13 protein-coding genes are annotated in these 14,689 nt (G+C 67.9%); 9 read left to right on the top strand and 4 right to left on the bottom strand.

What is annotated here, in order from left to right; translation table 11 throughout:
• Positions 1 to 28 precede the first annotated feature (28 nt).
• From ABN034_RS01890 to ABN034_RS01875, 4 genes are all read left to right on the top strand, one after another.
• The gene (locus tag ABN034_RS01890) at positions 29 to 583 is read left to right on the top strand and encodes a YbhB/YbcL family Raf kinase inhibitor-like protein (protein WP_349689220.1); all 555 of its coding nucleotides are present in this window, start codon (positions 29 to 31) and stop codon (positions 581 to 583) included.
• Between the two features lie 436 nt (positions 584 to 1,019).
• Positions 1,020 to 2,312, top strand: a complete 1,293-nt coding sequence (locus ABN034_RS01885) for an extracellular solute-binding protein (RefSeq protein ID WP_349689219.1) — start codon at positions 1,020 to 1,022, stop codon at positions 2,310 to 2,312.
• Positions 2,313 to 3,290, top strand: coding sequence for a carbohydrate ABC transporter permease (locus ABN034_RS01880; protein WP_349689218.1), 978 nt, complete (start codon positions 2,313 to 2,315; stop codon positions 3,288 to 3,290). It abuts the gene before it with no gap.
• Positions 3,287 to 4,165, top strand: coding sequence for a carbohydrate ABC transporter permease (locus ABN034_RS01875; protein WP_349689217.1), 879 nt, complete (start codon positions 3,287 to 3,289; stop codon positions 4,163 to 4,165). Before ABN034_RS01880 ends, ABN034_RS01875 begins: the two co-directional genes overlap by 4 nt.
• 52 nt (positions 4,166 to 4,217) lie before the next feature.
• On the opposite strand, the gene ABN034_RS01870 is transcribed toward ABN034_RS01875, so the two are convergent.
• Complete coding sequence (locus ABN034_RS01870) at positions 4,218 to 5,387, bottom strand: phosphatidylinositol-specific phospholipase C1-like protein (protein WP_349689216.1); 1,170 nt, start codon at positions 5,385 to 5,387, stop codon at positions 4,218 to 4,220.
• Positions 5,388 to 5,781: 394 nt separating this feature from the next.
• Here ABN034_RS01870 and ABN034_RS01865 point away from each other — a divergent pair, with 394 nt between their 5' ends.
• The 5 genes from ABN034_RS01865 to ABN034_RS01845 all read left to right on the top strand — a co-directional run bounded on the left by ABN034_RS01865 (position 5,782) and on the right by ABN034_RS01845 (position 11,103).
• Positions 5,782 to 6,327: an NUDIX hydrolase gene (locus ABN034_RS01865; RefSeq protein WP_349689215.1), complete on the top strand. Its 546-nt coding sequence runs from the start codon at positions 5,782 to 5,784 to the stop codon at positions 6,325 to 6,327.
• 177 nt (positions 6,328 to 6,504) lie between these two features.
• Complete coding sequence (locus ABN034_RS01860) at positions 6,505 to 7,242, top strand: formylglycine-generating enzyme family protein (RefSeq protein ID WP_349689214.1); 738 nt, start codon at positions 6,505 to 6,507, stop codon at positions 7,240 to 7,242.
• A gap of 137 nt (positions 7,243 to 7,379) precedes the next feature.
• Positions 7,380 to 8,159: an imidazole glycerol phosphate synthase subunit HisF gene (hisF, locus tag ABN034_RS01855; protein ID WP_349689213.1), complete on the top strand. Its 780-nt coding sequence runs from the start codon at positions 7,380 to 7,382 to the stop codon at positions 8,157 to 8,159.
• A gap of 18 nt (positions 8,160 to 8,177) precedes the next feature.
• Entirely contained in the window at positions 8,178 to 9,026 is an 849-nt protein-coding gene (locus ABN034_RS01850; RefSeq protein ID WP_349689580.1) for a phosphotransferase family protein, read from the top strand.
• 232 nt (positions 9,027 to 9,258) lie between these two features.
• Entirely contained in the window at positions 9,259 to 11,103 is a 1,845-nt protein-coding gene (locus ABN034_RS01845; protein WP_349689212.1) for a glycoside hydrolase family 15 protein, read from the top strand.
• 97 nt (positions 11,104 to 11,200) lie between these two features.
• Here ABN034_RS01845 and ABN034_RS01840 read toward each other — a convergent pair whose 3' ends face one another.
• Genes ABN034_RS01840 through ABN034_RS01830 form a run of 3 tightly spaced genes read right to left on the bottom strand, consistent with a single transcriptional unit; the run spans position 11,201 to position 14,687 of the window.
• Positions 11,201 to 12,868 carry a dipeptide ABC transporter ATP-binding protein gene (locus ABN034_RS01840; RefSeq protein ID WP_349689211.1) on the bottom strand — a complete coding sequence of 556 codons (1,668 nt, stop codon included), beginning with the start codon at positions 12,866 to 12,868 and terminating at the stop codon, positions 11,201 to 11,203.
• Complete coding sequence (locus ABN034_RS01835; protein ID WP_349689210.1) at positions 12,865 to 13,743, bottom strand: ABC transporter permease; 879 nt, start codon at positions 13,741 to 13,743, stop codon at positions 12,865 to 12,867. Before ABN034_RS01835 ends, ABN034_RS01840 begins: the two co-directional genes overlap by 4 nt.
• Entirely contained in the window at positions 13,740 to 14,687 is a 948-nt protein-coding gene (locus ABN034_RS01830; RefSeq protein WP_349689209.1) for an ABC transporter permease, read from the bottom strand. Before ABN034_RS01830 ends, ABN034_RS01835 begins: the two co-directional genes overlap by 4 nt.
• Positions 14,688 to 14,689: the final 2 nt, after the last annotated feature.

Below are 14,689 nucleotides of genomic sequence, written 5' to 3'. Positions count from 1 at the left end.
CATCCACTCAGACTGCCGGAGGACTTCGATGAGCAAGAGGCAGGCACCGTTCGACGTCAACCCGTACGACTTCCTGCCGGAGGTGCCGTCGTTCGACCTGACGAGTACGGACATCTCCGATGGCGCGGGCCTGCCAACGCCTCAGCTCTCGGGCATCTTCGGCGCCGGAGGGGAGGACACGTCGCCTCAGCTGGCGTGGACCGGGTTTCCCGAGCGCACCCGGAGCTTCGCGGTGACCGTCTACGACCCGGACGCCCCGACGGCGAGCGGCTTCTGGCACTGGGTCGTCTACAACCTCCCGGTGAGCGTGACGGAGCTGCCGACGGGCGCGGGCGCTGCTGACGGTGCCGGGCTGCCGGCGGGGGCGGTGACGCTCACCAATGACGCGGGGCTGAAGCAGTACCTCGGGGCGGCACCACCGGCGGGCCACGGCGCGCATCGATACTTCTTCGTCGTCCACGCCGTCGATGTCGAGTCTCTCGACCTGCCCGACAGCGCGTCGCCGGCCCTGCTGGGTTTCAACCTCTTCATGCACACGCTGGCCCGGGCCACGTTGATCGCGACCTATGAGAACGCCTCCTGACGCGCGTTCCTGACGGCCGATAATTTCCGGAACACCGCAACGGCCTGACGGGCCCGCCCCCGCCCGGAATCCCGGCTCAAGCGTGCTCGAAGTGTGTCATTCAGAATGCTTGACCGTACCCGAAATGCAGTTGTAGCGTGCCCGACATCACCGAAAATACCGCGCAGTAGCCGAAACTTTCGGTTCGGTTCCAGGTGCCTCCGTACCCGCCCCAGGCGCGGTTACCTCGGCGCCTGTGGTGACGAGGAACGTCGTGAACGCAAGACCACCCGGCCCGCTTCAGGAGAGTTCCGGAGAGCTTTCGACTCGGGGCGTGCGGCGAGGCCCGTCGTGGTGGCGTGAATGGCGGCCGGTACCAGGGAGACCGCCCGAGGGACGACTGAGCCGACCCGCTCACTGTCGAACCGACGGAGGACAGGCTCGAAGGAGAACAATGATGTCGTTCAACCGGCGCCTCTCGGCGTTGTTCGCGGCAGGGGCCTTGGCGCTTGCAGCCGCCTGCGGTGGTAACGGGGCTGGATCCTCGAGTGACAAGACGATCGACTGGTGGCACATCCAGAGCGAAGAGCCGATGAAGTCTGTCTGGGCCAAGATGGCCAAGGACTTCGAGAAGTCCCATCCTGACGTGCAGATCAAGATCACCGCTCTGCAGAACGAACCGTTCAAGGCGAAGATGACGACCGCAGGCCAGTCCGGAAACCCGCCTGACCTCTTCCAGTCGTGGGGAGGCGGCGTCCTGCAGCAGCAGATCGATGCCGGGCTGGTCAAGGACCTCACGAACGACGTCAAGCCCTGGGTCGACTCCGTCTCTCCCACCGCGAGGGAGGCCTACACGATCGACGGGAAGATCTACGGCATTCCCTTCGACACGGGCATGGTGGGGTTCTGGTACAACAAGAAGCACTTCGCTACCGCCGGAATCTCCGAGCCGCCGGCCACCTGGACCGACTTCCTCGACGCCGTCAAGAAGTTGAAGGCGGCCGGCATCACACCGATCGGCCTTGCTGGCAAGGAAAAGTGGCCGGGCCACTTCTACTGGACCTATCTCGCGATGCGCCAGGCCGGCAAGGCCGGGCTCGATGCGGCGATCGCGGACGGCTCCTTCGACGGCGCTGACTTCGTGAAGGCCGGCGAGAACCTCGCGGCACTCGCCGCCCTCGACCCCTTCCAGAAGGGTTTCCTCGGGGCACCGTACGGCGAGGGGGCCGAGAGCCAGGCCGCGTTGATGGGCAACGGCAAGGTCGCCATTGAACTCATGGGCCAGTGGGCGCCGGCAACCCAGACCGGAGCGTCCGGTCGAGAAGAGGAGCGGGGAATCGGTGACGATCTCGGGTTCTTCCCCTTCCCCGCTGTCGAAGGTGGCAAGGGTGCTCAGACCGAGATTCTCGGTGGTGGCAACGGGTTCGTGGTTGGCGGGAACGCGCCGCCAGAGACGGTCGAGTTCCTCGAGTTCATCATGAAGCCGGAGAACTACCGCGTCGCGGTCGAGAACGGTAGCTACATCCCTGTAGTCGAGGGCACGGACGACGCCTACCCCGACGAGCGGGTCCAGCCCCTGTTGGAGACGGTCACTGGGGCAACGGCGTTCCAGCTCTACCTCGACCAGGCCTACCCTCCTGCGGTCGGTGAGACGATCAATGACAGCACGGCGGCGCTCATCGCAGGTGAGATGACGCCTGACGATGTGGCGAAGGCCATCGCCGACACGGCGAAGAAGGAAATCCAGTAGATGACCGCGACACAGATGGCGGCGGCCGAGACTGGCTCGGCCGCCGCCCTGTCTCGCACCCGGGTGCGCTGCGGTCGCCGGGACCTGGTGACGATCTGGCTCTTCGTCCTCCCGGCGCTGGTGCTGTTCGTGCTGCTGGTGCTGGCGCCCATGCTCGTCGCGATGTACACCAGCCTGTTCGATTGGAACGGCTACGGAGGACTGCCGACCGACTTCGTGGGGTTGGGCAACTTCACCAGGATGGCAGGCGACGAGGTATTCCTCGGCGACCTCGGGCGTGGCGGACTGATCATCGGTCTCTCGCTGGTGCTCCAACTGCCGATGTCGCTCGGCATCGCCCTGCTGCTCAACCAACGGCTGCCGGGCAGGGCGGTCTTCCGGCTGGTGTTCTTCGCGCCGTTCGTCCTCTCCGAGGCCATCACGGGCGCGCTGTTCACGATGATCTTCTCGCCCGAGACTGGCCTCGCGAACTACCTCTTGAGGACCGTCGGACTGGAGGCGTGGCAGTCGACGTGGCTCGCCGACCGGTCCATCGTGATGTACGTACTGTTCTTCGTCATCACCTGGAAGTACTTCGGCTTCCACATGATCCTCTACCTGGCCGGCCGCCAGGGCATCCCGAACGAGCTCCTCGAAGCGGCCGCGATCGACGGCGCGGGCACCTGGAAAGCCTTCCGGCACGTGACCTTCCCGTTGCTGGGCCCGACGATCCGGATCACCATCTTCCTGTCGGTCATCGGAGCCCTCCAGCTCTTCGACCTGGTCTGGTTGATGACCCAGGGCGGGCCGGTCGGCGCGTCGGAGACGATGGCGGTCACGATGTACCAGTACGGCTTCGTCCGTTGGGAAGTCGGCTACGCCAGCGCGATCAGCATCATGATGTTCCTCCTCAGCCTCGTCTTCGCGCTCGGGTACCAACGCTTCGTCATGCGTCGCGACACCGCGGGCGCGATCACCGGAATGCGAGATCACCGATGAGCAACGCAACAGTCCCGGCGGTGGAGACACCGTCGCGTCGCGGCGCACGGGCGAGAGCCCTAGTCCGCTCTGTCGTGCTCTACGCCCTTGTCGCGGTGGTCGGGTTGTTCGTGGTCGTGCCGCTGTTCTACGCGGTCGTGGGCGGATTCAAGGACAACGGCCAGCTCTCGACGAATCCCGTCGGTCTGCCATCGCCGTGGAACGTCGAGAACTACACCGCAATCCTTGCGTCGCTGCAGTTCTGGGGTCCGCTCTGGAACAGCGTGTTCATTGCGTTGATGACCACTCTCGTCACGGTCGGGGCCTCTGCGGCGGCGGCGTACGTCTTCGCGCGGTTCGCGTTCCGTGGCAGGGAGATCCTGTTCATGGTGTTCGCGATCGGACTGATGTTCCCGTTCGCGGTGGCGATCCTGCCATTGTTCATCATGCTCCGGACCATGGGTCTGCTGGACAACCCGTGGGGGGTGATCCTGCCTCAGGCGGCCTTCGGCCTTCCGGTGACGATCATCGTCCTGCGGGGGTTCTTCCGGGAGATCCCGAGTGAGATCGAAGAGGCTGCCACGCTGGACGGGTGTGGTGCGTTCGGGTTCTTCTGGCGGATCCTGCTGCCGATGGCGCGTCCAGCGCTCGCAACCGTCTCGGTGCTCGCGGTCGTCGGCAGCTGGAACAACTTCTTCCTGCCACTGGTGATCTTCAACAGCCAGGAGTTGTGGACCATCCCGGTGGCGATCCAGCAGTTCCAGGGGGAGTACACCGGCGACACGGCTCGGATCCTCGCCTACATCACCCTGGCGATGGTGCCGGCGCTCGCGTTCTTCGGTTTCGCCGAACGCCAGCTGATCGGCGGCCTCGCCAGCGGGGCCACCAAGGGCTGAGCCGCATCCGCGGCCCAGCCCATGGTCGTCACCTTGACGGCCTACTGCCGGGTCAGCGCTCCAGCCCTTTGTCGCGGCAGAAGCTGGGCGCGGAGACCGGGTTGCACCGTACGACGGCGCCACCGGGAAGCTCGGCCACGAAGTCGCTGTCCCAACGCGCGGCCATGCCCACCGTCGGGAAGTCCGTCGTGATCAGCTGCGCACCACTGTCAAGCGCCGTACGCACCCTGCTGAACTCCTCGTTCTTCACGGTGGCGAAGGGTTCGTCCGACCGCGTACGGATGAAGTAGCCCCGACGCACGAGGTCCTGGATCGCCGCCGTGTTGGCACCACGGGGGTCGTTGATCTGGGTGATGGCCGCGTCCGGAGCGCCGATGTCGCCTCGGGTGAAGACGGCGCGACCCTCGAGGTTGGGCCGGCCGTCGAGGTACATCTCGCGGATGCCGCCACCGTTGTCGAAGAAGAACAGGACCTTCCCGCGGGCCCACGACAGCGTGGGCCAGCCGTGTCGGAGCACGGACTGCTCGAGTGTGAGGCCGGGCTTGCGGACGTCGTCGGCGGTGATGAGTTCGGTCTCGGTGAACACCGAGCGGATCTCGGCGTCGACCGCGTCCAGCAGCCCTGCGTCCCAGGGCGGGCTCACTGCGCCGCCGATCTGCTCCCAACGGTCGTCGGTCTGCTTCAGCTCGAGCTGCAGGATGATCGGGACGTGCCCCGGATTGGCCTTCGACCACGTCCGCACCTGCGTCAGGCAGCGGACGAACGTCCGGCACGTCGTGGTGTAGTCCACATCCGGCACGTGTTGCACCTTCATGCCGGGAGCGGCCATGTCCGGGTCGTCGATCGGGCCGAGGCCGGCGCGTTGGCGGGGGAGCGGGAACTTGTACAGGCCGCCCTCCGGGTCCGGGAGCAGGTCGAGCTCGACGTGGCGCACGTTCTGCCGTTCCAACAGGTCCGGGATCGAGGCGTGGGAGTAGTAGGACCACTGCGGCAGCCCTGGGTCGATCTTCAGTGCCTCGGCCAGCTCGGCACCCTGCATCTCGCGGTGATAGCCGTTGTGCGCCCCCATGAACTGGATCTGGTTCATGCGTACGTCGTCGTCGCTCGCGCTCGGGCGGAGCTCGGCGGGCTCACCACCGCGAACGAACGGGACGACACTCAGCGCGGCGACAGTTGCTGCGACAGCGACCGCGGTCACGCCAATCCGGGCAAGTGCGGGCATGTGGTTCCCTCCCTGTGATGACACGTCCGCTCAGCCTCGCGGGCGCCGGTGTCGACGACGTGAACGCTCGGCCCCCCGGGCGGAGAAGAGTTGCTTCACCATGACCGCGAGATCGACCCGCCTCAACCGGGTTCGACCCCTTCTGGCCGCCCACGGCCGATCCCGGCCCGGAGCCCTCCGGTAGCTGGGGTGATGCCGAAGCCGTACGCATGCCCAGCACTCGGAGCTACGAGGCTGCGCCGAGCGAGTTGGCATCGAACCCGAGACTCGGCTTCCAGGCCACAAGGTCGACCACTCGGTGGCAGGGACTGAGATCATGATCTCTCCAGCGGTCTCGACCCCGGCGAACGGCGCGGCCCTTCGATCCAGTCCTCTACCGCCAAGGAGTCACGTGATGGAGAACGGCGTCACATCGCAACAGTGGAGTGTCCTCGCTTCAGAGGTTGTCTTCAGCAATTGGATTACCATCGTCCGGGATCGCCTACGCAAACCGGACGGCGGCGAGATGGACATTCACTACATCAATTCATCAGGGTCATCCTCGGTTTTGGCCTTTACCGAGGATGAGCAAGTAGTGCTGACGCGGCAATACCGCCATCCACTTCGGCAGGTTCTGTATGACTTGCCCGCCGGTGGAATTCAGGTCGGTGAGCTTCCTCGAGAAGCGGCGCAGCGTGAATTGGCCGAAGAGACCGGCTATATTGCCCACGAAATAGAACTGCTGGGGCGTTATAACCCGCTGCCAGGCACGATTGCTCACACCTGCCATGTCTTTGTGGCACGCACATTGCAACTTGGAGCCAACAATCTCGACGAGCACGAGGTAATCGAGGTGGTGCTCAAGCCCTGGCAAGAGGTGGTGGATATGGTGCTGACGGGTGAGGCGGTTGATGGATCGCTGGTATACGCGGTATTGCGCTACTTGGCGCGGACAACGTGATGGGGCGCGGTATCCCGGCCGGCTTCGGGTGTCTGTTCGAGCCGCGTTGGCCGCATCGTCTACGCATTGCGTCAGGCTGTGGCCTGACGCGACGTTCCTGCTCCGATAGTGGGTGCCTCCTCAGTTCACTCCAGAAAGATCGACAGAGCAGATGATGACGCCGGGTAGGGTGGCCTGGTGGAATCGGGGCCAGACAACGAGATGGTCGCGGTCCCGCCAGGACAGGTGACCATCACCGACCGGCGGACGCAGACGAGTTGGCCGGTCGAGGTTGCACCGTTCCAGATGGCAGCGATGCCAGTCACTCAGTCGTTGTACGCACAGGTCACCGGTCTACGGCCGAGCACTGCCCAAGGCGACCGGTTCCCTGTTGAGGGCGTTTCGTGGTGGGACGCGGTCCGGTTCTGCAACGCGTTGTCCCGGCGTGAGGGGCTGACATCCGCCTATCGACTTCATGCCGACGAAGAGGCGGTCGAATGGAACGCCTCTGCCGATGGGTACCGGCTGCCAACCGAGGCTGAGTGGGAGCACGCCTGCCGTGCGGGTACCACCGGCCCTCGGTATGGCCAGCTTGACCAGATCGCTTGGTACCGGGGCAACTCGGACTGGCAAATCCGCCCCGTTGGCGGCAAGGAGCCCAACACGTGGGGTCTGTACGACATGCTGGGCAATGTGTGGGACTGGTGCTGGGACGTCTACGACGCCGAGGTGTACGGCACCTACCGTGTGCTCCGTGGCGGTGGATGGGCGGACGAGCATTGGAGCTGCCGGGCCTCGGTTCGGCGGCGCAGTCACCCGACCTTCCGCATCGACGACGTGGGATTTCGCATCGCGCGCTCACCCCTGCCTTCCACAGGTCGCCAACGTCCCGTGGCTTCTGCCCTGGCGCAGCACCATCCGATCCGCTCCGGGTAGGCGCGGGCATCTGACTCCTCCCGGTGATGACATCTGGGCTCGAGCCACCGCGGCGGCGGTGTCGAGCCTGGGCCGCGAGGATGGCACACCCCGCTCGGCGGGGAGGCCTGACCGGGGCGGCGGCTAAGGTTCGCCGTATGAGCAACAGCCTCGCGGTGCGGGTGATCCCGTGCCTTGACGTCGACGCCGGCCGGGTGGTCAAGGGCGTCAACTTCGCCGATCTGCGCGACGCGGGTGATCCGGTGGAGATGGCGACGATCTACGACGCGGAGGGTGCGGACGAGCTGACGTTCCTCGACGTCTCGGCCTCCGCCCACGGCCGCGAGACCACCTACGAGGTCGTACGCCGGACGGCCGGCCAGGTCTTCATCCCACTCACCGTCGGGGGCGGGGTCCGGTCGGTCGAGGACGTCGACCGGCTGCTGCGGGCGGGTGCGGACAAGGTGGGGGTGAACACCGCGGCGATCGCCCGGCCGGAGCTGGTCGCCGAGATCGCGCAGCGGTTCGGTTCGCAGGTGCTGGTGCTCTCGCTGGATGCCCGGCGCGCGGTCGGCGCCGCTGGCGAGCTCCCGTCCGGCTTCGAGGTCACCACACACGGCGGCCGGCGCGGCACCGGCATGGACGCCGTCGCGTGGGCGGCCAGGGGAGCCGAGCTCGGTGCCGGGGAGATCCTGCTCAACTCGATGGATGCGGACGGCACGAAGGCCGGATACGACCTGGAGATGATCCGGGCCATCCGGGCCGTCGTCGACATCCCGCTCATCGCCAGCGGTGGTGCCGGGACGCCGGAGGACTTCCCGCCGGCCGTCGACGCGGGAGCGGACGCGGTTCTCGCGGCGAGCGTCTTCCACTTCGGGGAGCTGCGGATCGGGGATGTCAAGGCGCGCCTGCGGGAGACCGGCCATGTCGTGCGCTGAGCGAGCGGGCCGGTGAGCATGGGCGCGGCATCCCGGAACGCACCGGGCCAGCACGACCTGCCGGAACTCCTGGCCATTGTCGGACTCCCGGCTGACGCGACGGCCGAACCTGCCGGCGGTGCCACCGGCCAGCTGTGGAAGGTCACCGCACCGGGTGGTCCGTTCGCGCTCCGGACCGGATCCGACTTCACCATCGGACGCCAGCAGTCGGTCATGGCGGTCGCCGGCCGGGCCGGGCTCCCCGTGCCGGAGGTGCTCCAGCGGGTCGACATTGGCTTCGACGCTGTGCTGCTGCTGTCCTGGCTTCCGGGTGCGACGGTGTTCGACGCCGTACGCACCAACCCCGCCGATGCCCACCGGATCGGCGCCCTCATGGGCGAGGCGCAACGGCTGCTGCACGCACTGGCGGCACCGCCGGCACTCAGCGGCGTCGTCGATGGCGACGGCGGTGGATGGCCCACCTCTGGCGTACCCCCGATCGAGGGACTACCGCAGGGCACCTCGCTGCTCCACCTGGACTGGCACGGGCTCAATCTCCTCGTCGACGGTGACCGGATCAGCGGCGTCCTCGACTGGGACAACGCCCGGGCGGGGCATCCTCTGCTCGACCTCGCCCGCAGCTACACCCTGCTCACGGTCGAGCCGACCTTCGCGACATTGCAGCCGTACGAACGCGAGCTGCTCGTCACGCTGGCTGACGGCTGGGCCACGGGATACGGCGAGGCGGCGCGATCGATCCCTGCGTCCTGCCTGGCCTGGGCGGGCCGGGCGATGCTTGCCGACCTGGCCGGGCGATACGCCGACAGGCCGGAGGCGCTCGCGGATCTCCAGCGGTGGACCGAGTCCTGGGAACGCCGAAGCACCTGACGGGGGACCTTTGGGTCTGGCGGCCACCAGTGCCCTGGTGGTCGCCTGACCAGCATGAGCGCGAGGAGCCCCCGCGGAGGTACGGCGAGGTACGAGGTGTGCCGGAGTGAGGCACCGCAGTGGTCATGCGAAAGGGGCACGGCATGAGCGCGAGGAGCCCCCGCGGAGGTACGGCGAGGTACGAGGTGTGCCGGAGTGAGGCACCGCAGTGGTCATGCGAAAGGGGCACGGCATGAGCAGTACGCCGATCGCCGACTACGCTCTGCTCTCCGATCGGCACTCGGCCGCGCTCGTGAGCCGCGCCGGGTCGCTGGACTGGCTCTGCTTTCCGCGCTTCGACAGCCCGTCGGTCTTCGCGCGACTCCTCGACGAGGATGCCGGCCACTGGTCCATCCACCCGGTCGGCGACTACGCCGTGACCCGGGAGTACCGGGAACGGACGATGGTGCTGGACACGACATTTCGTACGTCTCGCGGGACTGTCGTCCTCACCGACGCACTCCTGCTCGGCCGCCACAACGGCGACCACCTGCTCGGTGTCGGCGCGCCGCACATCCTCGCCCGGGAGGTCACGTGTGTCGAGGGTACGGCGGAGATCGAACTCGAGTACCGCCCGCGCCCGGAGTATGGCCTCATCACTCCGTTGCTGTCCGCGGTCGACGACGGCGTCACCAGCCGCGGTGGTGCGGAGTGGTTGGTGTTGACGACGCCCGTGGCGCTCACGTCCAATGACGGAACCGTGCGCGGTTCCACCACGCTCCGACGGGGGGAGACACTCAGATTCGCGTTGCATCGTTCGACCCTGGACGAGACCCCGGCACGGGTCTGGGAGCAGGGGCAGATCGCCGGGTGGCTGACCGATACGGTCAGGGCGTGGCGTTCGTGGTCCGATCTCCATCAGGCGTACGTCGGTCCTTGGCGTGACCTGGTCCACCACAGTGGTCGGGTCCTGGAGGCACTGTCTTTCCAACCCAGCGGCGCGATCGTGGCGGCCGCGACCACTTCGCTGCCCGAGGGTGTGGGCGGTGAACGCAACTGGGACTACCGCTACTCCTGGGTCCGCGACGCGAGTCTCACCATGGACGCCCTCTGGGTGGCGGCCTGTCCCGACGAGGCCAGCGACTTCTTCGCTTTCCTTGCCACCGCCGCACCGTCGCTCGACACGGACAAGGCGCTGCAGATCATGTTCGGTGTCGGTGGCGAGCACGACCTCACCGAACGCACCCTGCCGCACCTACGCGGTTGGCGCGACAGCCGGCCCGTACGCATCGGCAACGACGCATGGACCCAGCGGCAGATCGACGTCTACGGCGAACTTCTCACCGCCGCGCACCGGCTCGCCGACCAGATCGTCGACATCGACGTCGACACCCGCAGGTTCCTGCGGACCTGCGCCGACGTCGCGGCCGAACGTTGGCGGGAACCAGATCAGGGAATCTGGGAGATACGCGGCGAACCGCGGCACTTCCTCTACTCCAAGGTGATGTGCTGGGCCGCCGTCGACCGGGCGATCGAGCTTGCCGACGTCTTGGAGGCGGGGGACCGGATCGACCGGTGGCGGCAGGTGCGTGACGAGATCTGGCAGACCGTCGTAGGCGAGGGATGGTGCGAGTCCGAGGGCGCGTTCACGCAGTACTTCGGGTCCACAGCATTGGACGCCTCCGCCCTGATGATGCCGGTCGTCGGCTTCCTTCCCGCGGACGATCCGCGCCTGCTCGCCACCATCGACGCCATCGAGGATCGGCTCACGGACGAGCGAGGGCTGGTGTACCGCTACCGGACAGCGCGGGGTGTCGATGAGCACGGCGTGGACGGCCTGGCCGGTACGGAGGGGACGTTCGTGATGTGCACGTTCTGGCTTGCGCAGGCGCTGGCGTTGTCCGGCCAGGTCGAGCGCGCCCGGTCCGCCTTCGAGCGCGCGGTCGCCTGCGCCAACGACGTCGGGTTGCTCGCGGAGGAGGTCGACCCGGCCACCGGTGAGTTGTTGGGCAACTTCCCGCAGGCGTTCAGCCACATCGGTCTCGTGAACGCCGCGTGGGCGATCAGCCAAGCCGAACAAGGTCAGCAGCGGACCTGACACCGTGGTGGATGCCCGTGCCGGATGCCCGTGCCGGATGCCCGTGCCGGATGCCCGGCGCGGACCTCCTCTGCCGCGGTGACCAGGGCCTGACTCCTCACCCAGGCAGGGTGGGAACCGCCGCGAGGAGGGCCCGGGTGTAGGCATGCGCCGGCCGTTCATAGACCTCCTCGGTCGGGCCGTGTTCGACGATCTCACCCTGGTGGAGGACGGCCACCGTGTCGCACACCTGCCGCACGACGTGCAGGTCGTGGGACACCAGGACCAGCGTGAGGTCGTACGCATCCGCGAGCGATGCCAGGAGGTCGAGGACCTGCGCCCGGATCGAGGCGTCGAGCGCGCTGACCGGCTCGTCGGCAAGGAGCACGGTGGGCGAGGGTGCGAGGGCGCGAGCGATGGAGATGCGTTGGCGCTGCCCACCGGAGAACTGGTGCGGATAGCGGTCCGCGGCATCGCGCGGAAGTCCGACCGCGGCGAGAAGATCGTCGACCCGACCGGAGTGCGCGCGGACCCGCGACCGCCGGCCGCCACCGCGGGCGACCAGCGGTTCGGCCACGATCTCACGTACCCGCATCCGAGGATCGAGAGAACCGGCCGGGTCCTGGAACACGATCTGGACGTCGTCCCGCACGAACCGCAGCCGGCGTTCCGGAAGGTGGCCGATGTCTTTGCCGGCGAAGTGGACGGAGCCACCGCTCGGACGGTCCAGGCCGGCGAGCAACCGGAGCAGGGTGGACTTTCCCGAGCCGGACTCACCGACGATGCCGAACCGCTCTCCTGGTGCGATCTGGACGCTGACGTCGTGGAGAGCCAGCACCTGGGGTGTTGTCGCCAGCAGCGTCGTGCGGCGCCGCGGGAAGGTACGGGTGACATGGCGGAGCTCGAGCACCGGCGTCTCCGTACCGCTGTTACGGCGTACCGGATGGCGACGGCGCCGCTCGCGACCGCCGTGACGAGTCGCGTCGATGAGTGTTTGTGTGTGTGGATGGTTCGGCCGGGACAGCACCTCGGCGACCGGCCCGTCCTCGACGATCTCGCCCGCCCGCATCACCATCACCCGGCTACACACGGCCGCGACGACCGCGAGGTCGTGCGAGATGAACAGCAGGCCGGCGTCCCGGCGCAGGGGGCCGTCGGCGATCAGGTCGAGTATCTGGGCCTGCACGGTGACGTCGAGCGCGCTGGTCGGCTCGTCGCAGATGAGCACCGCCGGGTTGTTGGCGAGTGCCATCGCGAGCATGACCCGCTGGCGCCCGCCGCCGGAGAGCTGATGGGGGTACGCACGCGCCGTCCGCGCCGGATCGGGTAGGCGTACCTGGTCCAGCAGGTCGACCGCCCGGGTGCGTGCCATCGCGCGATCGACCTCGGGCCGGTGGATGCGTACGGCTTCGGCGATCTGGTCGCCGACCCGCAGCACCGGGTTGAGCGCGGACATCGGCTCCTGGAAGACCATGCTCATGCGGTGGCCACGGAGCCGGGAGAGTGCGCGTTCGCCGGCGCCGAGCAACTCGTGGCTGGCACCGGCGAGATGCACCGACCCGACCGGTGCGAGGCCGTCGGGGAGCAGGCCCATGAGGGCGAGTGCCGTCAGCGACTTGCCGGAGCCCGACTCGCCGATCAGTCCGACCCGTTCGCCGGGGGCAACGGTGAAGGTCACGTCGCGTACGAGGGGGTCGCCCCGCCGCCCGACACCGAGCCCGGCGACTGTCAAGACGTCCTTGCGTACGTCCGGGGCGTCGTCGGTCAGCGCTGGAGGTGTGCTCACCGCTCCTCCATCCGCGGGTCGAACCGGTCGCGCAGGCCGTCACCCAGCAGGTTGAAGCCGAGGACGGCCGCGACGATCGCGAGTCCTGGCCAGACCGCCAGCAGCGGATGGATGAACAGCAGTTCCTGCGACTCCTGCAGCATCCGCCCCCACGAGGGCGTCGGCGGGGCCGTGCCGAAACCGAGGAAGGAAAGGCCGGCCTCGGCGAGTACGGCGATCGCGAACGACACCGACGCCTGGACGATGACGAGTCCCATGACGTTGGGGAGCACGTGCCGCAGCCCGATGCCGAACCGCCGGCGTCCCGCGGCCCTCGCCGCGAGGACGTACTCGGTCGCCATCACCCGCAGCGTGCCGGCGCGCACGATCCGGACGAACGCCGGAACGCTGGCGAGCCCGATCGCCACCATCGCCGTCAGCGTGCTCGCTCCGAACACCGCACCGAACATGATGGCCAGCAGCAGCGCGGGAAACGCCAGCGCCAGGTCCGAAGCGCGCAGGAGGAGTCCGCTCCGCCAGCCGCGAGCCATCCCGGCGACGACGCCGAGCGGGGTGCCGACCAGCGCGGCAGTCCCGACGGCGACGACCCCGACGAACAGGGTGGTCCGCGCACCGATCATCAGCCTGCTGGCGATGTCGCGGCCGAACTTGTCGGTGCCGAGCCAGTACGTCCCGGTGGGGTCGAGCAACCGGCGGGCGCTGTCGATCCGGAACGCGTCGTGGGGAGTCCAGGCGTAGGACAGCAAGGCCACGACGACGATCGCACCCACGAGGACTCCGCCGGCGAGCAAGGACGGGTTGACAGCTCGTCGCCGCGGGCCCCGCCCCGGCGGCGCAGGTGCGGGCACCACCGATGGTGTCTCGAAGGGCTTCATGGGCTCACCCGCAACCGCGGATCGAGGGCCGTGTAGCACAGATCGACGACATAGTTGACGATCAGGACCACGACGACGATCACCATGACGACGCCCTGCACGAGCAGCAGGTCACGGTTGGCCACGCCGTCGAGCAACAGGCTGCCGAGCCCCGGGATGACGAAGACGCGTTCGACCACGATGGCGCCGACGAGCAGGGTCGCGAGTTGCAGCCCGAGCACGGTGGTGACTGGGATCGCGGCGTTGCGGAACCCATGCCGGACAAGGGCCCTGCCCGGAGTGAGACCCTTGGCCCGGGCGGTGCGGAGGTAGTCCTCCCGGAGCACGTCGAGGATCGCCGAACGCACGTACCGCGCCAGCACGGCGGCCTGCGCGACACCGAGCGCCGCCACCGGAAGGACCAGGTGACGGACGAAGTCCACCGGGTTCTCGGCCGGTGCCACCCACCCACCCGACGGCAACCAGCCCAGGCGTACGGAGAAGAACGCGACCGCGAGAATCCCGCCCAGGAACGCGGGAACGGCGATGCCGAGCTGGCTCATTGCCGACAACGCGAGGCCGGACAGCTGGCGGTGCCGGAGCGCCATGACCGTGCCGAGCGGCACGGCGAGGACCAGCGCCACCACCATCGCCGACCCCACCAGCCACAAGGTGACACCCAGCCGGTCGAGGACCTGCGGGCCGATCGCCTCGTGCGTGACGTAGGACCGGCCGAAGTCACCGACGGCGAGTCCGCCCACCCAGTCGAGGTACCGCGCCGTGAGCGCCCGGTCGGTGCCGAACTCCTCCTGCAGTTGGGCAACGGCCGCCGGCGTGGCGTTGACACCCAACGCGACACGGGCGGGATCGCCGGGAAGCACCGCCATGAACGCGAACACCACGACGCTCGCACCGACCAGGCTGGCGGCGAAGACACCGGTACGGACGACGATGCGGTACAGCATGA

It is taken from the genome of Actinopolymorpha sp. B11F2 (assembly GCF_040195635.1).
In the GTDB taxonomy this organism is placed as follows: domain Bacteria; phylum Actinomycetota; class Actinomycetes; order Propionibacteriales; family Actinopolymorphaceae; genus Thermasporomyces.
Note: the sequence above shows the minus strand (reverse complement) of the source record. Positions and strands in the feature narration are given on the sequence as shown.